The following is a 21,759-nucleotide window of genomic DNA, read 5'->3' on the forward strand; positions in this document are numbered from 1 at the left end:
GGCGGAGCGAGCGGAGGTGGCCCCGGATGGAGCAGTCGGAGCGGACCGTGATCGGCGTGCTGGGCCTGGGCGAGGCCGGCGGCGCGATCAGCGCGGACCTGGCGGCGGCGGGCGCGGTCGTGCGCGGCTACGACCCGGCGGTGACGGCCGGGCCGGGCCTGGTGGCGGCCAGCAGCGAGGCCGATGCCGCGACCGGCGCGGACCTGGTGCTCAGCGTGAACCGCTCGGCGGTCGCGGTGGAGGCGATGGAGGCCGGGATCGGCGCGCTGCCGGAGGGCTCGGTGTGGGCCGACCTCAACACGGCTTCGCCGGCGAAGAAGCAGCGGCTGGCCGAGATCGCCGAGCGGCGCGGGGTGACCTTCGCCGACGTGGCGATCATGGCTCCGGTCCCCGAGCCGCGCCTGCGAGTCCCGATGCTGGTCAGCGGCCCGGGCGCGGGGCGCACGGCGGAGCTGCTGGGTGGTTTCGGCGCCCACGTCGAGGTGCTCGACGGTCCGGCGGGGCTGGCGGCGACGCGGAAGTTGTTGCGCAGCGTGTACTTCAAGGGAATGGCCGCTTCCATCGTGGAGGCGCTGGAAGCGGCGAAGGCGGCCGGTTTCGAGGACCTGCTGCGGGAGAACATCATCGCCGACTTCACCAAGGCCGGTGAGTCCACTGTGGAGCGGATCGTCTCGGGCACCTACCAGCACTCGCAGCGCCGGACCGACGAGATGGCGGCGGCCACCGAGATGCTCACCGACTTCGGCCTCTCCCCCGTCATGGCCGCTGCCAGCCGCGATCTCCACGCCCGCTTGAGCGAGGGGCGCTAAGCCAGCGGCATCCCGCGTCGCATGCGCTTGCGCAGGTCCCAGAGCGCGAGGTTGAACGGGAACCCGCGCATCGGCAGCGGGATGTGGTTCACCACCGCGGCGACGACCCGGATGATCCGGTCGAACCTGGCCTGGTCGGCGTCGCTCCAGCGCAGCTGCATCTCCTCGCGGAACTTCGGCGGCAGGAACCCGGTGGTCAGGAAGGCGTTGACGGGGCCGAGGACGGCGCTGAGCGGATTCGGCAGGAACTTCAGCGAAGCCACGTCGTGCAGCAGCTCGCGCACCGCGTCATCGATGCGCACCTCGGCGAGCTGCTTGTCCCAGTAGCGTTCGAACTCGGCGCGGTCGGCGGGCCACATGTCCGGTCGCACCTGCAGCGTGGTGCCCAGCACCGCCGAGGAGCGGTAGAGCTCGTCGAGCTGGTCGGGGTCGGTGACGCCGCCGAAGATCCGGTTGGTGTCCTCGACGCCCTTGTACAGGCAGGCGGCCACCCAGAGCTGCAGCTCGGGGTCGAAGGCGTTGTAGCGCACCGGGCTTCGCTCGGTGGAGCGGACCTGCGCGTGCTGCTTGTTGACCGCGCGCCGGAACGCCGCGCGCTCCTCGTCGGTGCCCAGCAGCGCGACGGCGAGGTAGGTGACCGTGGTGCGGGTGCGCTTGACCGGGCGCTTGAACAGGTTGCCGCTGTCGACGCGGCTCTCCACCACTCCGCGGCCGACGCCGGGGTGGCTGAGCTGCATGATGACGTTGGCCGCTCCCGCCAGCAGCCCGGCACCGAGCACCGAACCCCCGACCCCGGTCCGCTCCCCCGCACGACCCCGCATTGCACGACCTCCTGACCACCGGCGCCGAACCCGATTTCAATGGAAACCGGGAACCTGAACTCCATTGAAATCGCACGGACGTCTGACAACGGTCGTTCCCACATACAGGGGACGGGCAGCCGCGCGAGATGTCAAGATGTCCCGGTGGCCACCACTCCTCTGCGCGTCTACGGCGGCGTGACGGGTTCGGACCGCCAGGCCGAGCGCCGCGCCGCGTTCATCGAGGCCGGGCTGGAGCTGCTCGGCTCCCCCGACGGTGATCCGAGCCTGACGGTGCGCGGGGTCTGCCGCCAGGCCGGGCTGGCCAACCGGTACTTCTACGAGAGCTTCACCGATCGCGACGCGCTGGCCACCGCCGTCTACGACCACGTGGTCAACGAGATCGCCACCACCGCACTGGGCGCGGTGACCGCCGTGGCCGAACCCGACCGGAAGGTGCGGACCGGTCTTTCGACCATCGTGCGGCTCATCGCCGCCGATCCGCGCCGGGGCCGGCTGCTGTTCTCCCCGTTCCTGGCCGGCACCCCGCTGGCGCACCGGCGAACCGAGTCGACCCGGCTGTTCACGCAGCTGCTGGGGACCCAGGCCCGCCAGGTCTACGGGGTGCAGGCCGGCGCCCGGCTGGAGCTGCTGTCGAGCTTCCTGGTCGGCGGCCTCGCCCAGACGCTGACGGCGTGGCTCGACGGCGGGCTGGCCGCCTCCGAAGCCGAGGTGGTCGACTGGTGCAGCGAGATCTTCCTCGCCACCTCGGAGCTCCCGCACCAGCGCCGAGGCACGACCACCTAGGTGATGACGCTGGGCAGGTAGGTGGCGGTGCCCGGGACGGCGATCATGAGCAGGATCAGCGCGAACTCGATGATCAGGTAGGGGGCGATGCCCTTGAAGATCTCGCCGAGGTCGAGCTCCGGGACGACCGACTTCATCGTGTAGAGGTTCAGGCCGACCGGTGGGGTGATCACCGCCATCTCGAGGTTGACCACCAGCAGGACGCCGAACCACAGCGGGTCGAAGCCGAGCTCCTCGATCGCCGGCACGAGGATCGGGGTGACCACCAGCAGCAGTGAGGCGGCGTCGACCAGGCAGCCGAGCAGGATCAGCACCAGCATGATGCCGATCAGCACGACGTAGGGGTGCACGTCCAGGCCGACCACGAAGTCGGTGAGGTTCTCCGGAACCCGCGCCACCACCAGCATCTGGGTGAACACGAACGCCGAGCCGACGATGGCCAGCATCGCCGCCGAGACCGTAGCGGTGGAGGCGAAGATGAGCTTGAGGTTGGCCCAGCCCAGCTTCCGGTACACCAGGCCGGTCACGGCGAACGCCAGCAGCGCGCCGATCGCGGCGGCCTCGGTGGGCGTGGCGAACCCGGTGTAGATCGAGCCGAGCACCAGCGCGATGAGCACCAGCGCCGGGGTGATCTTGGCGATGGCTGCCCAGCGCTCGCGCCAGCTGAACGTCTCGCCGTCGCGGGGTGCGCTGCTGGGGTTGAGCTTCGCGCGGACCACGACGTAGCCGATCATCAGCGCCGCGAGCAGCAGCCCGGGCACGATGCCGCCGGCGAACAGCGACGCGACGCTCTCGCCGGTGACCGAGGCGTAGAGGATGAACATCAGGCTCGGCGGGATGAGCATCGCCAGCGCGCCCGAGGCCGCCACGGATCCGGCGGCGAAGCCGGGTTTGTAGCCGCGCGAGAGCATTTCGGGCACCGCCATCCGCCCGATCAGCGCCACCGAGGAGATGCTCACCCCCGACATGGCGCCGAACAGCGTCGAGGAGGCCACGGCCGAGGCGCCGAGACCGCCTGGCACGCGGGTGAACCAGCGGTGCGCGGCGGCGAACAGGTCGCGTCCGAGCCCGGTGACGGCGAGCGCTTCCCCCAGCAGGATGTACAGCGGTGCGGCGACCAGCGCGTACTCCTGCAGCTGCGCGCCCATCGCCAGCGGCACGAGCTTGAGGCCGTCGAAGCCGGACAGGCACAGCAGTCCGGTGATGCCGGAGACCGACAGGGCGATGAAGATGGGTGTGCGCACCGCGATCAGCACCAGCAGCAGCACCACCGCCAGCGCCACGATGAGACCGTGGGAGAGGATCACGCGTGGGCTCCGTCCTGTGCGTCGTCGGCGCCTGCGGCGGTCGCGGCGAGTTCGGGTTCGGCGTGCGGCGGGAACAGCACGGCCACCAGCAGCAGGAACGCGCCGGACACGGCGAGGACCAGGTCGGGCATCCACAGTGGAACGCTGAAGGTGCCGGCCCCGGCGAGCCCGTGGGTGTAGGACAGCGCGGTGGCCTGGAACCCGGTGATGGCCAGCACGAGTCCCAGCAGCGCGGCGGCGGTGGCGGTGATCCCGTCGGCGGCCCGGCGCAGCTTCGGCGGCAGCGAGCGGTGCACGAGGTCCATCGAGATGTGGTGGCCGGTGGCGTACAGGTGCGGGATCGCGAGCACGGTCACCGCCAGCACGGCGCTGGAGTTGAGCGGGTAGGCCCAGTCGGTGGGCGCCCGGAAGGCGTAGCGGGCGATCACGTCGTAGCTGATGGACAGCATCATCAGCGCGATGGTGATCATGGCGAGCACCGCCAGGGACCGGGTGCCGATCAGCACGATGCGGCGCAGGTGGTCAAGCATCGTCGCTCCTCATGCGTCGCGGATCAGCTCGAGCGCCCGCTGCGCGGCGACCGGGTCGCCCAGCAGGTGGCGCCAGCGTTCGTGCACGGCGGACACGGCGGCGCGGAAGGGCCGCAGCCCGGCTTCGTCGAGCTCGATCAGTTCGACGCCGGCTTGCCGCACCGCGGGCAGGTAGTCGTGCTCGTGGACGTCGACGAGCGTGGCGGTGCCGTCGCGGAACAGCACGCGACCAGCTTCGTCGAGCGCGTGCCGCTGGTGCGGCGGCAGCGAGTCGTACCAGTCGGCGCGGCAGTAGGCGTCCACCGTGTACGCGCCGAAGTGGGCGGCGGTGCCGTAGCGCAGGATCTCCTGCAGGTCGCGGGAGACCACGGTGCCGAGGTAGCTCATCATCCCGTCGATCGTGCCGCGTTCCAGCGCCTGGTAGAGCTCGGCGGAGCCGAGGAACACCGGTGCGCCGCCGAGCGCTTTGACGGTCTCGCCCTCGATCTCGCCTGCGACGCGCAGCCGCAGCCCGCGCACGTCCTCGGGGGTGCGGATGGGTTTGTCGATGGTCCAGAGGTATTCGAATCCGGTGGCCATGCCGCCGAGCATCCGCATGTTCTGCCCGATCAACCCCTGGTTGATCAGCCGCGAGACGTCGCTGTCCGGGTCGCAGGCGCGCAGGTAGCGGTCGAAGTCCTCGGTGGTGAAGGGAAGTTCCAGCGAGCCGAGGATCGGGAAGCTGGAGGACACGTAGGAGCTGGTCTGCAGGACGACGTCGGCGACGCCGTGCAGCATGCCGGGCACGAGTTCCTCGGCTCCGAGCAGTTGGCCGGAGGGGAACACGTCGAAGTCGAATCCGCCGAGTTCGAGGGCTTTGCCGAGGAACATCTCGACGCCCGGGTACAGGTCGTCGTAGGAGGTGGTCAGGTAGGTGGCGGCCACCGGCCGGTGCGCGCTGGGCGCGCAGCCCGCGACGCCGGCGAGAACACCCAGCCCGGCCGCGGCGAGGAAGTTCCGCCTCGGCATCGCCTTCATCGAGCGCTCCCCGGGAGCCGCTGGGGCCGCACTTCGAAAACCGGGTCGTTCACCGGCGAACTCCCTTCACGCATGAGCCGCCGGAGGCTCGCACTGCGAACAGGATTTCACCAAATTGATCTTCCCGCTCAGCGGAAGCTCACGGCAGCGGCGTGGCCAGCCGGGTGACCAGGTCCTGCCAGCCGGCTTCGAGCCGTGCGAGCGGGAAGCGCCTCTGTTCGACGAGGTGGTGCAGCAGCGGGGTGTCGATGGAGGCCAGCAGGGTTTCGGCGGCGAGCTCGACGTCGGTGGTGGCTTCGGTCTGGCGCAGCAGGATCATCAGGTGGGCGCGTCGCAGCCCGCGCGCGGGGACCGAGCAGCGGCGCTCCACCGGCGGCTCGGCGGCGAGGTAGAGCTCCATGTTGTCGAGCTCGTGGCGCATCACGGCCGGGCCGAAGGCGCGCAGCCGCTCGATGGCCGGCGCCCCGGGCCCCAGCGGGGGCGGGCCGGACAGGAAGGCCTCCTGGATCCGCTGCTCCTCGTGGTCGAGCAGGGCCAGCAGCAGGCCGTTCCGGTCGCCGAAGCGGCGGAACACGGTGCCCTTGCCGACTTCGGCTTCGGCGGCCACGGCGTCCATCGTGAGGTTCGCGGCGCCGCAGTCGGCGACCAGGCGCGCGGCGGCGTCGAGGAGCTTGGCCCGGTTGCGGACGGCGTCGGCGCGCGGCCTGCGGCCGGCGTCGGCGGCCGTGACGTCGAGATCCACCGGACCGGCCAGGGTGTCACCGGTCGGGCCGATCGGCGGTATGCCACCACTCATGCGCACAGCGTAACGCCTCCCACAGGGAACTGGACCGCGGTCCGATTCGGTGGTACAACGTAATCGGACCACGGTCCGCTTTCCCTCACCTTACTCCTCACCTGGAGAGATACCAATGTCCGTCAAGGTCCTCGCGCTCGTCGGCAGCCTCCGCGCCGGTTCCCACAACCGCCAGCTCGCCGAGGCCGCTCGCAGCCTGGCACCCAGCGATGTCGAGATCGAGATCTTCGACGGTCTCGGCGACCTGCCCTTCTACAACGAGGACATCGACACCGAGGCCGACGTGCCCGCCGCCGCCACCCGGCTGCGCGAGGTCGCCGGTGCCGCCGATGCGTTCCTGCTGTTCGCACCGGAGTACAACGGCACCATCCCGGCCGTGCTGAAGAACGCCATCGACTGGCTGTCCCGCCCGTTCGGCGCGGGTGCGCTGTCCGGAAAGCCCACCGCGGTGATCGGCACCGCCTTCGGCCAGTACGGCGGGGTCTGGGCGCAGGACGAGACCCGCAAGTCCGCGGGCATCGCCGGTGCCTCGATCGTCGACGAGGTCAAGCTCAGCATCCCGGGCTCGATGACCCGCTTCGCCGAGACCCACCCGGCCGACGACCCGGAGGTCGTCGAGCAGCTGACCACCGCGCTGGGCAAGCTCAAGGCCAACCTCTCCGCGTGATCCTCCCGGCGGCGGTGTGGAGGAGAGGGCCATACCGCCGCCGGTGTTCACCGGGTTAACGTGGCGCCCGTGGCTGGTGGAACGAACTGGGCGAAGAACCTCACCTACCGGGCGCAGCGAACGCACCGCCCACGCGACGTCGACGAGGTGCGGCGGATCGTCGCCGGTGCCGAGCGGGTCAAGGCGCTGGGCTCGCGGCACTGCTTCAACGACATCGCCGACACCACCGCCGACCACATCAGCCTGGACGCGCTGCCCGCCGACGTCGACATCGACGGTGACCTCGCGTGGGTCCCGGGCGGCATGCGCTACGGCGAGCTCGCCACCCACCTGGCCAGTTCCGGGCGCGCGCTGCACAACATGGCCTCGCTGCCGCACATCACCGTCGCCGGCGCCACGGCCACCGGCACCCACGGCTCCGGCGTGGGCAACCCGTCGCTGAGCGCGGCGGTGGCCGGGCTCGACATCGTCCGCGCCGACGGCGAACTCGTGCGGTTGCGGCCCGGGGATCGCGATTTCGCCGGAGCGGTGGTGCACCTGGGCGCGCTGGGCGTGGTGACCCGCATCGGCCTGCGCGTGCAACCAGCCTTCGAGGTGGCCACGACCGTGCACCTCGAACTCGGCTGGGACGCGTTGCTGGGCGAGTTCGAGGCGATCACCTCCGCCGCCTACAGCGTCAGCGTGTTCACCGACTTCGACGAGGTCGTCCAGGTGTGGGCGAAGGCCCGCGTCGGCCAGGACGCGCCCGCGGAGCTCTTCGGCGCCCGCCCGGCCGAGGTGCCCACGCACATGCTGCGCGACACCGGCATCGACAACCTCACCGAGCAGCTGGGCGTGGCGGGCGCGTGGCACGACCGGTTGCCGCACTTCAAGGCCGGTTTCACGCCCAGCGACGGCGACGAGCTGCAGAGCGAGTACTTCGTGCCCGCCGAGCACGGCGCGGCGGCCCTGGCGGCGCTGCGGCCGCTGGCGGACAAGATGGCTCCGCTGCTGCGCATCAGCGAGGTGCGCACCATCGCCGCCGACGACCTGTGGCTGAGCCCCGCGCACGGCTCGGACTCGGTGGCCTTCCACTTCACCTGGCGGCCCGCGCAGTCGGCGGTGGAGGCGCTGCTGCCCGACATCGAGGCCGCGCTGGAGCCCTTCGGCGGGCGTCCGCACTGGGGCAAGTTGTTCACCACCGAACCCGCCGACCTCGACCTGCTGTACCCGAAGCTGGCCGATTTCCGCTCGCTGGCGCGGCGTTTCGACCCGGACGGCAAGTTCGGCAACGACTTCCTCGCGCGCACGATCGGGCTGTGATGGCGGCGCGGCGCGGACGACCGGCCGGGCCGACCGGTCCGGTGGTGCGCCGCGCCCTGCACCTGCTCGACGCCTTCTCCCCGGAACGCACCGCGATGACGCTCAGCGAACTCGCCCGGCAGAGCGGGCTGCCGACCTCCACGACCTACCGGATGCTGGGCGATCTGGTCGAGTGGGGCGCGCTGGAACGCGGCCCGGACGGCGCCTACCGGGTGGGCCTGCGGTTGTGGGAGCTGGGAGCGCTGGCACCGCGCGGGCTGGGGCTGCGCGAGCTCGCGCTGCCCACGATGGAGGACCTCTCGGCGGTGACCAGGGAGAACGTGCAGCTGGCGATCCGCGAGGGTACCGAGGTGGTGTTCGTCGAGCGCATCGCGGGCAGCGGTGCCGTGCCGGTGCGCACCCGCGTGGGCGGGCGGTTCGCGCTGACCGCCACTGGGGTCGGCCTGGTGCTGCTGGCGCACTCCCCCGCCGAGGTCCAGGACGAGGTGCTCGGCGCCGAGATCCCGCGCTTCACCGACCTGACGGTCACCGATCCGGAGGTGTTGCGCCGGATGCTGGCGGAGGTGCGCAACTGCGGTTTCGCGGTCAGCGACCGGCAGGTCACCGAGGACGCGCTGTCGGTGGCGGCCCCGGTGCACGACCAGCGGGGCGAGGTCATCGCCGCGGTGTCGCTGGTCGTGCGGCACGGTTCCGCCACCCCGCACTCGTTGAGCGCTCTGGTGCGCGCGAGCGCCCGCGCGATCTCGCGGGCGATCACCTGACTCGCGGTTCACCCCGTTTACTGTCAAGATCAACAGACCTACGGTGTGGGGACCACCGTCCTTCGCGACCGCTCGCGGACCCGACAGGAGCCCCGCCATCGACACCACCTGCCTGACCCGCGAGGCCCTCACCAACCGCGTCGAGTGGACGCCCGGCGGAATGCGGGCGATGTGCCGCTGCGGCGCCCAGCGCGAGTTCACCGCCGCCGCACCGATGTGGGACTGGCTGGGCTCGCACCCGCACCTGGACGATCAGGGCAGGATGGAGTCCACGTAGCCGCCGTCGACGCGCACCGCGGCGCCGGTGGTCGCCGAGGCCAGCGGCGAGCTGAGGTAGACGACCATGTTGGCGATCTCCTCGGGCTCGATGAGCCGCTGCAGCAACGACTGCGGCCGGTGCTCGCGCATGAACTGCCGCTGCGCCTGCTCCCACGGCAGCGTCGAGTCGACCAGCTCGTAGACGAACTTCTCCACGCCGCCGGTGTGGGTCGGCCCCGCGATCACCGAGTTGACGGTCACCCCCGTTCCGGCTGCTTCCTTGGCGAACCCGCGGGAGGCGGCCAGCAGCGCGGTCTTGGACATGCCGTAGTGGATCATCTCCGCGGGGATGACCACCGCCGAGTCGCTGGCGAGGTACTGCACGCGGCCCCACCCCTGCCGTGTCATGCCCGGCAGGTAGGCGCGGGTCAGCCGCACCGCGGCGAGCACGTTGACCTCGAAGTACCGGCGCCAGTCGTCGTCGGTGATCTCCAGCGCCGGCTGGGCGCCGAAGATGCCGAGGTTGTTGATCAGCACGTCGACGCGCGGAAGCGACCGGAGCAGGTCGGCGGCACCGTCCTCGGTGGTGACGTCGGCGGCCGCTGCGACGGCCTGGGCACCGGGCACGTCCTGCTGGAGCTGCCGCACGGCTTCGTCGACGCGTTCGGCGGTGCGCCCGTTGATCGCCACCCGGGCCCCGGCCCGCGCGAGCCCCTGAGCGATGGCGTACCCGATCCCCTGCGTGGATCCGGTGATCAGCGCGGTGCGTCCGGAAAGATCTAGCTGCATGCCAGCGAGGATATTGCGTCCGGGAAGCGCCCGCTGCTCGGTCCACAGCGGACTGCTCTTCCGGGGTGCGGATGTGGCGGGTGCGGAATCGGCCTGCGCGGCAGCGGGTTCGCGCGGGGTGAGCTGCGGGTATTGACGGGGTTGATGCGGTGGGCGGGTTTTCGTTTATTTCCACCGGGCGCCGTGGCCTCCCTAGTGTGTGATCCGTGCCGCTTCCCAGCAGTCGGCGCCTCGCCGAAGCCGGATCCGGCGCTTGACCGGGCAGCTGACCGAGAAACCCGGAGTTGACCACCACGACCACGGGAGGCCAGCGATGACGCTGTCCGGTTCCGGAAAGTCGATCAGCGAGGCCGATGAGCGCAGATCCGCGCGCGGCGGCGCGATCTCGATGTTCGTCGACAGCTTCGACGTCTACCTCCCGGCGTTCGTGCTGCCCGCCGCGATGGGCTACTTCCTGCCTCCGGGACTGCCGGTGGAGGCGCGGGCGACGTTCACGACGCTGCTGTTCACCATCGGGTTGCTGGCCCGCCCGATCGGCAGCGTCATCTTCGGCAACCTCTCCGACCGGATCGGGCGCAAGCGCGTGACGATCATCAGCGGCTGGGGCTTCACGATCATCACCCTGGTGATGGGCCTGCTGCCCGGCTACGAGCTCATGGGCTTCGGGGCGATCACGATGTTCGCGATCCTGCGGTTGATCGGCGGGATCTTCTTGGCCGGCGGGTATTCCGCGCCGATCCCGCTGGCGCTGGAGCAGGCGCAGCCGGCGCGGCGCGGCTGGATCGGCGGGCTCATCGGCATCGGCGCACCGGCCTCGGTGCTCGGGGTGAACCTGCTGATCTACGCGTTGCTGGAGTCGTTCAGCCACGACGGTTTCCTCACCTGGGGCTGGCGCATCCCGTTCCTGGTCGGGTTCGCGCTCGGCGTGGCGTACCTGATGCACTACCGCAAGGTCGTCGAGGACGAGTCGGTGTACGAGCGGCGGCGGGCCGAGGGCCGCAAGCAGCCGGTGGTGGAGCTGTTCACCACGCACCGCGCGCTGATCCTCAGCGTCTTCCTGTTCACCTGCGGGTACTGGTTCACCGCGCAGATGTCGGTGTCGTTCCTGCCGACCCTGCTGGTGCAGGTGCTGGACGTGAGCCCGCAGCTGACGACGACGGTGGAGATGGTCTCCTCGGTGGTGACGATCGCGGCGATCCTGGGCATGGCCGTGCTGGGCCAGCGCATCGGCCGCCGGAAGCTGCTGATGCGTGCGGCGCTGGTGATCACGGTGGCGGTGTCGGGCTCGTTCCTGCTGCTGGCGATCACGGTTCCGGCCGGGGCTCCGGCCTGGTTCATCGTGCTGCTGGGCGTGATCGCCAAGGCCACGCCGTCGGCCCCGCTGGGGGTGATCCTGGTGTACCTCAACGAGCGGTTCCCGGCGAGCGTGCGGGCCAGCGGTTACGGGATCGGCTACATGTTCGGGCTGATCCTGCCCGGCCTCTACACGTTCTGGCTGCTGGGCCTCAGCGCGCTGATGCCCTACGAGTACGGGCCGGTCGTGCTGGTGCTGCTGGGCGGTGTGCTGATGTTCTTCGCGGTCCGCCGCGGACCGGAGACCAACCCGACCTCGAGCGAGCAGGCGGTTCGGGCTCCGGCCGCGGAGGCCTGATCGGCGCTCAGCCGTTCCAGTCGACGAGCTGGACGATGACGCCGTTGGGGTCGCGGACCTGGAAGGCCCGTTCGCCCCACTCCTCCGCCGTGAGCGGCATGGTGATCGCCACCCCTTCGGCCTGCAACCGCGCGAGCTCACCTTCCAGGTCGTCGACCTCGAAGGCGAGGATCAGCCCAGCGGCGTGGTCGTCGCGCTGGTCCTCCGGCAGGGTCGCCAGGCCGCGGCGCAGGAACACCACGTTGACCCCGGCGTCGGGCCGGGACAGCGAGGCGAACCCGTCGGCGGACATGGCCTCGGTGAAACCGAAGTGCTCCACCAGGAACCGGCTGGACGCGGCCACGTCCTCGACGTTGAGCGACACCGCAGTAGCGTTGATCCGCACCGGGCACCCCCTCCCACTCGACAATCCGTACGCCGTACACTGTACATAGTACGGAGGTGATGTGTGGTGGTCGAGCGGAGCAGCGCCGGGGACCCCGGGCGCACGCTGGAACTGCTGTGGCGGCACGAGCTGGGTGAACGCCCACCGCAGCGCGGCCCGCGCAAGGGGCTGAGCATCGACCAGGTCGTCGACGCCGCGATCGTGCTGGCCGACTCCGACGGCCTGGCGGCCGTGACGATGCGACGGGTCGCCGAGAGCCTCGGGGTCTCGACGATGTCGATGTACACCTACGTCCCCGGCAAGGCCGAACTGCTGGACCTCATGCTCGACGGCATCTACCAGCGGATGCCGCGAGAACCCCTGGCGCACCTGCCGTGGCGCGAGCGGGTCGCGCTGGTCGCCGCGCAGAACCGCCAGCTGTACCGGCGGCACCCGTGGGCGCTGAAGGTCTCGACCAGCCGCCCGCCGCTGGGTCCGGGCCTGATCGCCAAGTACGAGCACGAGCTCGGGGCGTTCCTCGACCTGGGCCTCGACGACGTGCACATCGATCAGGCCCTCACCCTCGTGCTCGACTTCGTGCAGGCCGCGGCGCGTTCGGAAGCCGAAGCCGAGGCGGCCCAACGCGACAGCGCCACCACCGACGAGCAGTGGTGGCGCGCCAACGAACCCATCCTGGCGGCGGTGTTCGACCCGGCCAAGTACCCCAACGCGGCCCGGATCGGCTCCGCCGGAGGAGCTGAGTACCGGGGTCCCAGCAGCCCCGGCCACGCCTACGACTTCGGCCTGCAGCGCATCCTCGACGGCCTCGAAACCCTCGTCGGCGACTAGAGATCGCGGTCGAGCTCGCCGGTGATGTCCAGCGGGAACAGCGGGGCCGGGCCCGCGACGTCGGCGGGGGCCGCGGGGGCGTAGGCGAAGTTCTTGGCCCGCGCCCCGCCGTCGACGACGAGGTCGCAGCCGGTGATCAGGCGGGCATAGTCCGAGCACAGCCACGCGACGGCGTGGCCGATGTCGGTGGGGGTGCCGGTGCTGCCCATCGGCACCAGCGGCGCCCGCTCCCCCGCCCAGCGCGACGGCCTGCGCCAGGGCTCGTCGCCGGTCTCACCGCCGATTCCGTTGGCGCGCGGGCGTTCCAGCACGCCGCCGGGGCCGCGCTCGGCGATCAGCGCCGGGTTGTCGGGGGTGGGCGCGGTCGGGGTGAAACCGTTGACGCGGATGCCGTAGGGCGCCAGGTCCATCGCCGCGGCGCGCACGAAGTTGTTCACCCCGCCCTTGTGGAAGGCGTAGGCGATGACTCCCGCGGTACCGGACCAGCCGTTGGAGGAGGAGATCGCCACGATCGAGCCGCGGATGCCGTTGGCGGCCATGTGCCTGCCGACGTGCTTGGTGTTGAGGAAGTTCCCGAGCCCGGCGACCTCGATGGCGCGGCGGAAGAAGTCGGTGCTCTCGTCCAGCACGCCCCTGCCACCGAGCAGGGCGGCGTTGTTGACGAGGATGTCGATGTGGCCGAACTTCTCGACCACGGTGTCGATGTAGCCGGTGACCTGCTGCTCGTCGGTGACGTCACCGGGGATGGCGAGGGCGGTGCCGCCGTTGCGCTCGATGCGCTCGACGCAGGCCTTCGCGGCATCGGCGTCGACGTCGTTGCAGGCGACCGTCGCGCCGTAGCGGGCCAGCGCCAGCGCGATCCCGCTGCCGATGTTGGGCCCCGCGCCGGTGACGATGGCGACCCTGCCTTCGAGTGAGATCTCCACGTGCGCTCCCTCTAGTCCTCGCCCGGATAGATCAAGGTGATGGCGTCCTCCGGGACGCCGAGGGCCTGGTGCAGCACGCCCCGCATCAGCGGCTTGGGCACCAGGCAGTCCTCGCAGGCCGCAGGCCCCGCGGTGATGCTCACCCGCACCTGCCCGTCGCTGTCGGCGACGGCCAGCTGGTAGTCATCGGCCGCGAGCGTGCTGCGCAGCTGTGCCAGCGCGGATTCGTCGATGCTCACGCCACACCTCCGGAATCAGGCGGCCGGCTCCCGCCCGCCGCGAACCTGGTCGTTTGCGACAACCCCGTCACCGCGGGAAGTGGCAGGCCGCCCGGTGTCCCGGCGCGTGCTCGCGCAGCACCGGCTGCTCCCGCTCGCAGCGCTCTTGCGCCGCGGGGCAGCGGGTGCGGAACCGGCAGCCGCTCGGCGGATCCAGCGGCGACGGCGGTTCTCCGCTCAGCGGCGCCGAGCGCCCCTGCGCCCTGCCCGCGCCGGGTGCCAGGCCGGGGATGGAGGCCAGCAGCGCCGCGGTGTAGGGGTGGTGCGGATGCCGGTAGAGCGATTCGGCCGGGCCGATCTCGGCGATCTGGCCGAGGTGCATGACCGCGACCCGGTCGCTGACCTGCTTGACCAGCGCCAGGTCGTGGGAGATGAACAGGTAGGACAGGCCGAGTTCGCGGCGCAGGTTCTCGAAGAGGTTGAGCACCTGCGCTTGCACCAGCACGTCCAGCGAGGACACCGCCTCGTCGCAGATCACCAGCGCGGGGTTGAGGGCGATGGCGCGGGCGATCGCCACGCGCTGGCACTGACCGCCGGAGAGCTCCTTGGGTTTGCGGCGACCGTAGGTGGCCGGGTCGAGGCCCACGAGGTCGAGGAGTTCGCCGACGCGCCTGCGGCGGGCTTCGGCGCTGCGCATCCCGTAGCCGAGCAGGGGTTCTTCGACGAGCTCGGTGACGCGCCAGCGCGGGTTGAGCGAACCGAACGGGTCCTGGAAGACCATCTGCAGCTCCCGGCGGGCCTCCACCAGCGCCCGCCGGCGCAGCCGCATCAGGTCGGCGCCCTGGAAGATCACCTCGCCGGAGCGCGGCCGGGGCGACTGCAGGATCGATCTGGCCAGCGTGGACTTCCCGGAGCCGGTTTCGCCGACCACGCCGAGGGTTTCGCCGGGGTGGATGTCGAACGACACGCCCGACACGGCGTGCACGGTGCCGCCCTTGACTCCCCCGGCACCTCGGGAGGTGAACTGCTGCACGACGTTGCGGACCCGCAGCAGCGGTTCGCCGGTGCGGGCCGGGTCGGTCGCCGGTCGGTCTGCCACCGCCGTCATGCGCTCGCCTCCTCCTGGTCGGTGGCCGGGTGCCAGCAGGCCCACCAGTGCCCGGGCTCGTGCTCGGCGAACGGCGGTTCCTCGCTGCACCGCTCGGTGGCCTCGGAGCAGCGAGGCCGGAACGGGCAGCCCTGCGGCAGCGCGCCGAGGTCGGGCGGCTGGCCGGGGATGACCGGGAGCAGGGTGTGGGCTTGCCGTTCCAGCACCGGGATCGCGCCGAGCAGGGCGCGCGTGTACGGCATCCGGACGTGCTCGAAGAGGTCGGCGGTGGCGGCGCGCTCGACGGCGCGCCCGGCGTACATGACGATGACGTCCTGGGCGTAGGAGGCGGCCAGCCCGAGGTCGTGGCTGATCAGGATGACCGCCATGTTCAGCCGTTCCTGCAGGTCCAGCAGCAGTTCCATGATCTGGGCCTGGGTGGTGACGTCCAGCGAGGTGGTCGCCTCGTCGGCGATGAGCAACCGGGGCTCAGCGCCCAGCGCGATGGCGATCATCACCCGCTGCCGCATGCCACCGGAGAGCTGGTGCGGGTATTCGTGGAAGCGCTGCTCGGGTGCGGCCAGCCGCACCAGCCGCAGCAGTTCCACCGCGCGTTCGCGCGCCCGCGCCCGGTCGACGTCGCTGTGGGCGCGGATGGCTTCGGTGATCTGGTTACCGACGCGCATGGTGGGGTTCAGCGACCGGGCCGGGTCCTGGAAGACCATCGCGATGTCGGCGCCGCGGTACCGGCGCAGCTGCTTGTCGGGCATGCCGACGAGTTCCACGCCGTCGAAGCGGGCCGATCCGCTCACCTGCGCGGTCGGCGGCAGCAGACCCATCAGGGAGCGGACGCTGACGCTCTTGCCGGACCCGGACTCGCCGACGATCGCCAGCATCCGGCCGGGGCGCAGCCGGTAGGACAGCCCGTTGACGGCGTGCACGTGCCTGCCGCGGCGGCTGAACCGCACGCGCAGGTCCGAGACCTCCAGCAGCGGCGCGGTTTCCGATGACTCCGATGTGGACTCCTGGGTTCGGGTGGCGCGATCGATGCTCATTCGCCGCTCCAGCGGGATCGCAGGGATTCACCGAGCAGGTTGAACGCCAGCACGGTCACGAACAGCGCCAGGCACGGCCACACCACCAGCATCGGCGTGGCCGACAGGCTCTGCTGGCCTTGGGCGATCATGTTGCCCCAGCTCGGGGCGGGTGGCTGGATGCCGAGTCCGAGGAAGCTCAGGGCGCCTTCGATGACGATGATCAGCCCCATGCCCAGCATCGCGAAGGTCGTCAGCTGCGGGATGATGTTGGGTGCCACGTGCCGCAGCAGGATGCGCCAGCCCGGCGTGCCGCACAGCTCGGCGGCGGCCATGAACGGCTGCTCCCGCAACCGCAGGGTCGCCGCGCGCGAGATGCGGGCGAAGGCGGGAACGCTGAAGAACGCCAGCGCCAGGATCGTGTTGGTCTGGCTCGGTCCCAGGCTCTGGGCCACGGCGAGGATCAGCACCAGCGACGGGAACGCGATGAGCACGTCCAGCAACCGCATGATGATGGTGTCGCCGATCCCGCCGAGGTGACCCGACAGGGCGCCGAGGCTCCCGCCTGCCAGCAGCCCCAGCACGTTCACCGACACCGCCACCGTCAGCGAGGACTGCCCGCCGTGCAGCACGCGGGAGAGGATGTCGTTGCCGTTGGGGTCGGTGCCCAGCAGGTGCCCGGGCGTGAACGACGGCAGGTAGGACTCCAGCACGTTGCCGCCGGTCGGCGGCGCCAACGGCAGCACCCACGGGCCCAGGAAGCAGGCGGCGACCATGAGCGCGGCCACGGCCGCGGGCAGCACGATCGGCAGGTTGCGGGACCAGGCCGGCCGCGGCGCCTGGACGGGGAGGGCTTCAGCGACTGCCATAGCGGATCCTCGGGTCGAGCACGGCGTAGAGCAGGTCGGCGAGCAGGTTCGCGGCGACGGTGACCACGGCGAACAGCACGACGCAGGCCTGCACCACCACGTAGTCGCGGGTGTTGATGGCCTGCAGCAGCAGCTGCCCGAGCCCGGGCAGCGCGAAGATCTGCTCGATGATCACGGTGGCGCCGATCAAGGTACCGAGGTTGAGGCCGACGACGGTGATCAGCCCGAACGCGGAGTTGCGGAACGCGTGCAGCAGCAGCACCCGCCACGGCCCGATGCCCTTGGCCCGCGCGGTGGTGATGTAGTCCTCCCCCTGCAGCTGGTCCACCAGATCGCCGCGCAGGAACCGGGTGTACATGCAGAACAGCGGGATGCCCAGGCCGAGCGCGGGCAGCACCAGCGAGTGCAGGTTGCCGCCGACGCTCTCCGACAGGGGGATGAACCCGATGGCGGGGAACACCGCCATGTTCACCGCGAACACCAGCACCAGCAGCAGCGCCAGGACGTAGTTGGCCACCGACAGCCCGGTGATGCTCACCAGCATGCTCAGCCGGTCGAACCAACCGTGGGGCCGGAACGCGGCCAGCAGCGCCACCGGCACGGCCGCGCCGAGGGAGAACAGGAACGCCAGCGCCAGCAGTTCACCGCTGACGGCCAGGTGGTCGCCGAGCAGGCCGGTGACGGGCTGGCCGCTGACCATCGAGGTGCCCAGGTCGCCGGTGACGGCCGCGCCCAGCCACTGCAGGTAGCGCACGGGGGCGGGCCGGTCGAGGCCGAGCTGCTGTTCCAGCGCTCGGATCTGCTCCGGGGTCGCTTCGGCGCCGAGGAGCTGCTGGGCGGCGCTGCCGGGGATGAGGTTGAGCACCCAGAAGGTCAGCACGCTCACCCCGAGCAGGATCGGCACGGCCATCAGCACCCGCTTGCCGATCAGCCGCAGGCTCGGTGAGGAGGTGACCCGGGCCAGGCGGGGCCGGGTGGCCACGGCGGCGGTCACTGCCGCTCCCTCCAGACCTCGTCCCACAAGATGCCGCTGTTGACCAGCATCGGCGGGATCTTGGTGGTCAGGCCCGGCCCGTGGACCCCCTCGGTGGCGAGGTTGGCCGGGGCGAAGGCCAGGCCGAACGGGGCGTAGGCGTTGGCGCTGATGTGCTTGCCCGCCTGGTCGTAGAGCGCTTGGCGCTGGGCGGGATCGGCGGTGGCGGCGGCGCTGTTGAGCAGCTCGTCCAGCGCCGGGTCCGACACCCCGCTGAACGGGGAGGCGGAGTTGAACCGGAACGCCACGCCCACTCCCGACGCCGGGTCCCAGGCGCCTGCGGTCTGCAGCATCGATTGCCACTTCCCGGAGTTGAACTGCTGGACCAATGTGGACAGTTCGTACTTGTGGACGTTGACCTTGATGCCGGCCTGCTGCCACTGGGTCTGCAGCGCGGTCATCACCTGCTGGGCCACGTAGTTGCCGAGGGTGCCGAGTTCGACGGTCAGCCCGCCCATCTCGGCGACCAGCTGCCTGGCGCGGGCGGGGTCGTGCGGTGGGTAGCCCTCGACGGTGTCGCGGTGGAACAGCCCACCTGCCCCGGTGAAGGACTGGCTGACCGGGTACTGGCCGCGGAACAGGCCCTGGGAGATGGCCCGGAAGTCGGTGGCGGCGTAGATGGCGTCGCGGGCGCGCTTGTCGTTGAACGGCGCGGCCTCGGTGTTGAGCTGCACGACGTAGGGCGAGGTCGGCGGCTGCGCGGTGACCACGAGTCTGCCGCTGCTGCGGGCCTGTTCGAGCAGCGGCGTGGTGTTGAGCCCCTCGTAGGCCTGGGCCTGCCCGGCCAGCAGCGCCTGGTAGGCGGGCTGGTCGCCGCCGATGGATTTGAAGGTGAGCTTGTCCAGGTAGGGCAGGCCCGGTTCGAAGTAGTCGGGGTTGCGCTTGAGCACCAGTTCCGAGGAGAGCTTGTTGGACTCCACGACGAACGGGCCCGCACCCACCGGGGTGATCTTGAAGGCCTCCTCCCCCAGCTGCCGCAGCGCCGTGGGCGAGGCGATCCAGTTCGCGTTGGAGGTCGGCATGCTGTTGATCGCCGCGCCGTAGGGGCGGGTGAAGTGCAGCACCACGGTGCGCGGGTCCTCCACGCTCACGCCGTTGTCGGCCAGCGGCCAGGCCGGCCGGCAGGTGCACGGCGAGCTCATGGCGCGGCGCAGGTTGAACGCGACCGCTTCGGCGTCCATCGGGGTGCCGTCGGAGAACCGGAGGCCTTCGCGCAGCGTGATGCGCACGTTGCGCCCGCCGTCGAGCAGCTCGTAGCTCTCGGCCTGGTGCGGCACCACCTCGGCGCCGCTGCCGTCGTCGTTGCGGGCGCGCAGCTGGAACAGCCCGCCGTAGACGGCGAACATCTGGGAGATGTTGGCGCCGCCGGTGGTGTTGGTCGCCGGATCGAGCCCGGTGGGCCACCCGCCGCCGAAGCTGGCGTCGGCCAGCACGGTGAGCTCACCGCCGCGCTGCGGCGGCCCGGAGGGCCGGGCGTCCACGGCTCCGCCGCCGCTGCCGCAGGCGGTGGCCACCAGCAGCAGCGACAGCACGGCCGGGATCAGTGATGCTCTCGTCGAGGGAACCCGCTTCGCTGCCCGCGGTCGCATTCTGCTTCTCACCTGAGCACTCCCGCTTCGGGTTGCGAACCGGCGCGGGAACGCTCGTTCAACGGCGCCGCTGCCGATCCGTGGTGGGGCGAGCGTTGCGCGAACGCGGCGGTACTCCAGGAGCTTTCACCATCGCGTCGGCAGTGACTGCGCTCACCTTCTCGCCGCTACAGAGTCACCAACCCAGCCGATGCGGTGCAGGCTGCTTTCGCGGGACGAAAGGGAAAGTTCACACCCGGCCCGTCCGCCCACCGGTGGTTGCGGCCGGGCCAACGGCGCACGCCCCCGATGGCCGTAGCGGTCCTACGTCGTTTGTCGCGGGAGGGGTGCGAAGTTGCGGCGGAGGTGGCCGAAAGCGGTCCGCTTCCCTTGTGACGTCGCGACCGAGCTGGCAAGACTGTAGCGGAGGCACCAGGCGTTCGAGCTGGCGACGTTGACAAAGGGGTCGGCGTGATGACGGTTGCACCGGATGTGGACACCACGACAGCGCAAGACCCGGGCGAGCGCAGGCCCACCGCGGCCGGGAAGGTGCTGGCGGTGCTCGACGCGTTCGGGCCCCGGCACCGGACCCTGTCGCTCAGCGAGATCTCCCGCCGCGCGGGCCTGACGCTGCCCACCGCGCACCGGCTGGTGCGCGAGCTGCTCAGCTGGGGCGCGCTGGAACGCGACGGCGAAGGCCGCTACTCGGTGGGGCTGCGGCTGCTGGAGCTCTCGGCGCTGGCGCCGCGCGGCCTGGAGCTGCGCGAGGCCGCGTTCCCCTACCTGCAGGACCTGCACCAGATCACCCGCGGCAACGTGCACCTCGGCGTCCGCGACGGCGTGGAGGTCGTCTACGTCGAGGCGATCCGCGCGCGGGTGCGCAACCCGGTGTCGAGCCGCACCGGCGACCGCTGGCCGATGCACGTGACCGGCACCGGGCTGGTGCTGCTGGCCTTCGCCGACTCGCAGCTGCAGGAGCAGGTGCTGGCCGCACCGCTGGAGCGGTTCTCGGCGCTGACGGTCGTCGACCCGACGGAGCTGCGGCGCAACCTGGCGCAGATCCGGCAGACGGGCGTGGCGGTGGCGCGCGGGCAGATCACGCTGCCGGACATGGTGGTGGCGGTGCCGGTGCACAGCCCGCGCGGCGAGGTCATCGCCGCGATCAGCGTCGTGGTCGAAAGCGCCGACGCCCGCCCGCGCGAACTCACCGCGCTGCTGACCCAGGCGTCCCGCGCGATCTCCCGGGCGCTGGATCCCGGCCGCAGGTTGCCGCTGCGGCCGGTGCCCAGGCAGTAGGTCAGCCCGGCGGATCCATCCCCAGCCAGGTGAAGGCGTTGTCGCAGGTGATCTGCCGCAGCACCTGCTCGGGCAGGTGCATGCCGCGCAGGGTGCGGCCCGCCGGGTCCTCGCGCGGCATGGCCGGGAAGTCGGAGCCGACGAGCAGCCGGTCCGCGCCGAGCAGGTCGATCAGGTAACGGATGGCGCGGTGGTCGAACACCAGGGAGTCGTAGTAGAAGCGCCGCGCGAACTCCAGCGGGGACGGGCCGTCGTCGGGCGCCACGGCCCGGTCGAGGTCGACCGGTTCCTCGTTCCAGGAACCGCCCCAGAAGTACTGGGCGCGCGGCAGCATCAACGGATAGCCGCCGGCGGCGTGGCTGAAGGCGATGCGCAGCTCCGGGCACTTGGCCGCGGTCCCGCCCGCCACCAGCGACGACGCCCCCAGCGCCCCCTCCAGGCCCACGACGTAGGTGCCCATCGCGGACTGCGGGAGGCGGTCGGTCGCGGTGGGCATGGCGTGCACGAACACCGCCAGCCCGAGCCGTTCGGCCTCGGCGAACAACGGCAGGAACCGCTCGTCACCGATGGACTCGCCGGCGACGTTGGAGGCGATCTCCACACCGCGCAAGCCCTGGTCGCGGATCGCGGTGAGCTCCGCCGCGGCCGACTCCGGGTCCTGCAGCGGCACCATGCCCAGCCCCACCAGCCGGTGCGGGTGCGTTCGGCAGAGCGCGGCGGTGAACTCGTTGACGTGCCGGGCCAGCGACATCCCGTCGGCCGGCGGCAGGTCGTAGCGCAGCAGCGGTGGCATCGGGCTGAGCACCTCGAGGTCCACGCCCGCGGCGTCCTGCGCCTCGATGCGCCGCTCGGCGTTGAAGAACACGTCCCTGGCCCGGAACCGCATCGCCCCGAACAGCAGCGTCCGCGCGCTGTCACCGTCGATCGGTTCCATGCGCGGGAAGCAGTCCGGTGCGTCGGCCGGGTAGTCGTGGGGCAGCAGGTGCGCGTGCGTGTCGACCAGCACGGGGTCCTCCGGCGG

Annotated in this window: 24 protein-coding genes; 9 read left to right on the plus strand and 15 right to left on the minus strand. The window is 71.3% G+C overall.

Annotation, left to right across the window (positions count from 1 at the left end; all coding sequences use genetic code 11):
* The first annotated feature begins 26 nt into the window (after nucleotides 1-26).
* Nucleotides 27-809 (plus strand): DUF1932 domain-containing protein, encoded by a 783-nt coding sequence (locus R4I43_RS16555; protein WP_324266515.1) that lies wholly within the window; start codon nucleotides 27-29, stop codon nucleotides 807-809.
* Here R4I43_RS16555 and R4I43_RS16560 read toward each other — a convergent pair.
* Nucleotides 806-1,630, minus strand: a complete 825-nt coding sequence (locus R4I43_RS16560; RefSeq protein ID WP_324266516.1) for an oxygenase MpaB family protein — start codon at nucleotides 1,628-1,630, stop codon at nucleotides 806-808. The two genes, R4I43_RS16555 and R4I43_RS16560, sit on opposite strands and share 4 nt — an antisense overlap.
* 144 nt (nucleotides 1,631-1,774) lie before the next feature.
* On the opposite strand from R4I43_RS16560, the gene R4I43_RS16565 reads away from it, so the two are divergent.
* Nucleotides 1,775-2,416, plus strand: coding sequence for a TetR/AcrR family transcriptional regulator (locus R4I43_RS16565; RefSeq protein ID WP_324266517.1), 642 nt, complete (start codon nucleotides 1,775-1,777; stop codon nucleotides 2,414-2,416).
* Here R4I43_RS16565 and R4I43_RS16570 read toward each other — a convergent pair.
* From R4I43_RS16570 to R4I43_RS16585, 4 genes are all read right to left on the minus strand, one after another.
* A complete protein-coding gene (locus R4I43_RS16570; protein ID WP_324266518.1) occupies nucleotides 2,413-3,723 on the minus strand; it encodes a TRAP transporter large permease in 1,311 nt (436 codons plus the stop codon). The two genes, R4I43_RS16565 and R4I43_RS16570, sit on opposite strands and share 4 nt — an antisense overlap.
* On the minus strand, nucleotides 3,720-4,253 hold the full coding sequence (locus tag R4I43_RS16575) for a TRAP transporter small permease (RefSeq protein WP_324266519.1): 534 nt from the start codon (nucleotides 4,251-4,253) through the stop codon (nucleotides 3,720-3,722). The genes R4I43_RS16570 and R4I43_RS16575 overlap by 4 nt, the downstream gene beginning before the upstream one ends.
* A gap of 9 nt (nucleotides 4,254-4,262) precedes the next feature.
* Entirely contained in the window at nucleotides 4,263-5,270 is a 1,008-nt protein-coding gene (locus tag R4I43_RS16580) for a TRAP transporter substrate-binding protein (RefSeq protein WP_324266520.1), read from the minus strand.
* Between the two features lie 139 nt (nucleotides 5,271-5,409).
* On the minus strand, nucleotides 5,410-6,066 hold the full coding sequence (locus R4I43_RS16585) for a TetR/AcrR family transcriptional regulator (protein ID WP_324266521.1): 657 nt from the start codon (nucleotides 6,064-6,066) through the stop codon (nucleotides 5,410-5,412).
* A gap of 115 nt (nucleotides 6,067-6,181) precedes the next feature.
* On the opposite strand from R4I43_RS16585, the gene R4I43_RS16590 reads away from it, so the two are divergent.
* The 4 genes from R4I43_RS16590 to R4I43_RS16605 all read left to right on the plus strand — a co-directional run bounded on the left by R4I43_RS16590 (nucleotide 6,182) and on the right by R4I43_RS16605 (nucleotide 9,073).
* Nucleotides 6,182-6,733: an NAD(P)H-dependent oxidoreductase gene (locus R4I43_RS16590; RefSeq protein ID WP_324266522.1), complete on the plus strand. Its 552-nt coding sequence runs from the start codon at nucleotides 6,182-6,184 to the stop codon at nucleotides 6,731-6,733.
* Nucleotides 6,734-6,802: 69 nt separating this feature from the next.
* On the plus strand, nucleotides 6,803-8,035 hold the full coding sequence (locus R4I43_RS16595; RefSeq protein WP_324266523.1) for a D-arabinono-1,4-lactone oxidase: 1,233 nt from the start codon (nucleotides 6,803-6,805) through the stop codon (nucleotides 8,033-8,035).
* Nucleotides 8,035-8,796 (plus strand): IclR family transcriptional regulator, encoded by a 762-nt coding sequence (locus R4I43_RS16600; protein ID WP_324266524.1) that lies wholly within the window; start codon nucleotides 8,035-8,037, stop codon nucleotides 8,794-8,796. The genes R4I43_RS16595 and R4I43_RS16600 overlap by 1 nt, the downstream gene beginning before the upstream one ends.
* Nucleotides 8,797-8,839: 43 nt before the next feature.
* A complete protein-coding gene (locus R4I43_RS16605; RefSeq protein ID WP_324266525.1) occupies nucleotides 8,840-9,073 on the plus strand; it encodes a hypothetical protein in 234 nt (77 codons plus the stop codon).
* Here the strand turns inward: R4I43_RS16605 and R4I43_RS16610 are convergent.
* Nucleotides 9,049-9,843, minus strand: coding sequence for an SDR family NAD(P)-dependent oxidoreductase (locus tag R4I43_RS16610; RefSeq protein ID WP_324266526.1), 795 nt, complete (start codon nucleotides 9,841-9,843; stop codon nucleotides 9,049-9,051). The genes R4I43_RS16605 and R4I43_RS16610 overlap by 25 nt on opposite strands.
* Before the next feature lie 313 nt (nucleotides 9,844-10,156).
* On the opposite strand from R4I43_RS16610, the gene R4I43_RS16615 reads away from it, so the two are divergent.
* Nucleotides 10,157-11,494: an MFS transporter gene (locus R4I43_RS16615; RefSeq protein ID WP_324266527.1), complete on the plus strand. Its 1,338-nt coding sequence runs from the start codon at nucleotides 10,157-10,159 to the stop codon at nucleotides 11,492-11,494.
* A gap of 7 nt (nucleotides 11,495-11,501) precedes the next feature.
* Here R4I43_RS16615 and R4I43_RS16620 read toward each other — a convergent pair whose 3' ends face one another.
* The gene (locus R4I43_RS16620) at nucleotides 11,502-11,879 is read right to left on the minus strand and encodes a VOC family protein (protein ID WP_324266528.1); all 378 of its coding nucleotides are present in this window, start codon (nucleotides 11,877-11,879) and stop codon (nucleotides 11,502-11,504) included.
* A 66-nt stretch (nucleotides 11,880-11,945) separates the two neighbouring features.
* Here R4I43_RS16620 and R4I43_RS16625 point away from each other — a divergent pair, with 66 nt between their 5' ends.
* Nucleotides 11,946-12,707 carry a TetR/AcrR family transcriptional regulator gene (locus tag R4I43_RS16625; RefSeq protein ID WP_324266529.1) on the plus strand — a complete coding sequence of 254 codons (762 nt, stop codon included), beginning with the start codon at nucleotides 11,946-11,948 and terminating at the stop codon, nucleotides 12,705-12,707.
* On the opposite strand, the gene R4I43_RS16630 is transcribed toward R4I43_RS16625, so the two are convergent.
* The 7 genes from R4I43_RS16630 to R4I43_RS16660 form a co-directional block, all read right to left on the minus strand.
* Nucleotides 12,704-13,633, minus strand: a complete 930-nt coding sequence (locus R4I43_RS16630) for an SDR family NAD(P)-dependent oxidoreductase (protein WP_324266530.1) — start codon at nucleotides 13,631-13,633, stop codon at nucleotides 12,704-12,706. The genes R4I43_RS16625 and R4I43_RS16630 overlap by 4 nt on opposite strands.
* Nucleotides 13,634-13,644: 11 nt before the next feature.
* Nucleotides 13,645-13,872, minus strand: a complete 228-nt coding sequence (locus R4I43_RS16635) for a hypothetical protein (protein WP_324266531.1) — start codon at nucleotides 13,870-13,872, stop codon at nucleotides 13,645-13,647.
* 67 nt (nucleotides 13,873-13,939) lie between these two features.
* The gene (locus R4I43_RS16640) at nucleotides 13,940-14,959 is read right to left on the minus strand and encodes an ABC transporter ATP-binding protein (protein ID WP_324266532.1); all 1,020 of its coding nucleotides are present in this window, start codon (nucleotides 14,957-14,959) and stop codon (nucleotides 13,940-13,942) included.
* Nucleotides 14,956-15,993, minus strand: a complete 1,038-nt coding sequence (locus R4I43_RS16645; RefSeq protein ID WP_324266533.1) for an ABC transporter ATP-binding protein — start codon at nucleotides 15,991-15,993, stop codon at nucleotides 14,956-14,958. Before R4I43_RS16645 ends, R4I43_RS16640 begins: the two co-directional genes overlap by 4 nt.
* The gene (locus tag R4I43_RS16650) at nucleotides 15,990-16,841 is read right to left on the minus strand and encodes an ABC transporter permease (protein WP_324266534.1); all 852 of its coding nucleotides are present in this window, start codon (nucleotides 16,839-16,841) and stop codon (nucleotides 15,990-15,992) included. The genes R4I43_RS16645 and R4I43_RS16650 overlap by 4 nt, the downstream gene beginning before the upstream one ends.
* A complete protein-coding gene (locus R4I43_RS16655) occupies nucleotides 16,828-17,835 on the minus strand; it encodes an ABC transporter permease (protein ID WP_324266535.1) in 1,008 nt (335 codons plus the stop codon). The genes R4I43_RS16650 and R4I43_RS16655 overlap by 14 nt, the downstream gene beginning before the upstream one ends.
* Complete coding sequence (locus R4I43_RS16660) at nucleotides 17,832-19,463, minus strand: ABC transporter substrate-binding protein (protein ID WP_324266536.1); 1,632 nt, start codon at nucleotides 19,461-19,463, stop codon at nucleotides 17,832-17,834. The genes R4I43_RS16655 and R4I43_RS16660 overlap by 4 nt, the downstream gene beginning before the upstream one ends.
* A 453-nt stretch (nucleotides 19,464-19,916) precedes the next feature.
* On the opposite strand from R4I43_RS16660, the gene R4I43_RS16665 reads away from it, so the two are divergent.
* Entirely contained in the window at nucleotides 19,917-20,738 is an 822-nt protein-coding gene (locus tag R4I43_RS16665; RefSeq protein ID WP_324266537.1) for an IclR family transcriptional regulator, read from the plus strand.
* Between the two features lies 1 nt (nucleotide 20,739).
* Here R4I43_RS16665 and R4I43_RS16670 read toward each other — a convergent pair whose 3' ends face one another.
* A complete protein-coding gene (locus R4I43_RS16670; RefSeq protein WP_324266538.1) occupies nucleotides 20,740-21,744 on the minus strand; it encodes an amidohydrolase family protein in 1,005 nt (334 codons plus the stop codon).
* Between the last annotated feature and the right edge of the window lie 15 nt (nucleotides 21,745-21,759).

Source organism: Saccharopolyspora mangrovi (assembly GCF_035320975.1).
In the GTDB taxonomy this organism is placed as follows: domain Bacteria; phylum Actinomycetota; class Actinomycetes; order Mycobacteriales; family Pseudonocardiaceae; genus Saccharopolyspora; species Saccharopolyspora mangrovi.

Coding starts and splice junctions, on each gene's coding strand:
- R4I43_RS16555 (WP_324266515.1), top strand. CDS start 27: ATGGAGCAGTCGGAGCGGACCGTGATCGGCGTGCTGGGCCTGGGCGAG.
- R4I43_RS16560 (WP_324266516.1), bottom strand. CDS start 1,630: ATGCGGGGTCGTGCGGGGGAGCGGACCGGGGTCGGGGGTTCGGTGCTC.
- R4I43_RS16575 (WP_324266519.1), bottom strand. CDS start 4,253: ATGCTTGACCACCTGCGCCGCATCGTGCTGATCGGCACCCGGTCCCTG.
- R4I43_RS16580 (WP_324266520.1), bottom strand. CDS start 5,270: ATGAAGGCGATGCCGAGGCGGAACTTCCTCGCCGCGGCCGGGCTGGGT.
- R4I43_RS16585 (WP_324266521.1), bottom strand. CDS start 6,066: ATGAGTGGTGGCATACCGCCGATCGGCCCGACCGGTGACACCCTGGCC.
- R4I43_RS16590 (WP_324266522.1), top strand. CDS start 6,182: ATGTCCGTCAAGGTCCTCGCGCTCGTCGGCAGCCTCCGCGCCGGTTCC.
- R4I43_RS16600 (WP_324266524.1), top strand. CDS start 8,035: ATGGCGGCGCGGCGCGGACGACCGGCCGGGCCGACCGGTCCGGTGGTG.
- R4I43_RS16610 (WP_324266526.1), bottom strand. CDS start 9,843: ATGCAGCTAGATCTTTCCGGACGCACCGCGCTGATCACCGGATCCACG.
- R4I43_RS16615 (WP_324266527.1), top strand. CDS start 10,157: ATGACGCTGTCCGGTTCCGGAAAGTCGATCAGCGAGGCCGATGAGCGC.
- R4I43_RS16640 (WP_324266532.1), bottom strand. CDS start 14,959: ATGACGGCGGTGGCAGACCGACCGGCGACCGACCCGGCCCGCACCGGC.
- R4I43_RS16645 (WP_324266533.1), bottom strand. CDS start 15,993: ATGAGCATCGATCGCGCCACCCGAACCCAGGAGTCCACATCGGAGTCA.
- R4I43_RS16650 (WP_324266534.1), bottom strand. CDS start 16,841: ATGGCAGTCGCTGAAGCCCTCCCCGTCCAGGCGCCGCGGCCGGCCTGG.
- R4I43_RS16660 (WP_324266536.1), bottom strand. CDS start 19,463: ATGCGACCGCGGGCAGCGAAGCGGGTTCCCTCGACGAGAGCATCACTG.
- R4I43_RS16665 (WP_324266537.1), top strand. CDS start 19,917: ATGACGGTTGCACCGGATGTGGACACCACGACAGCGCAAGACCCGGGC.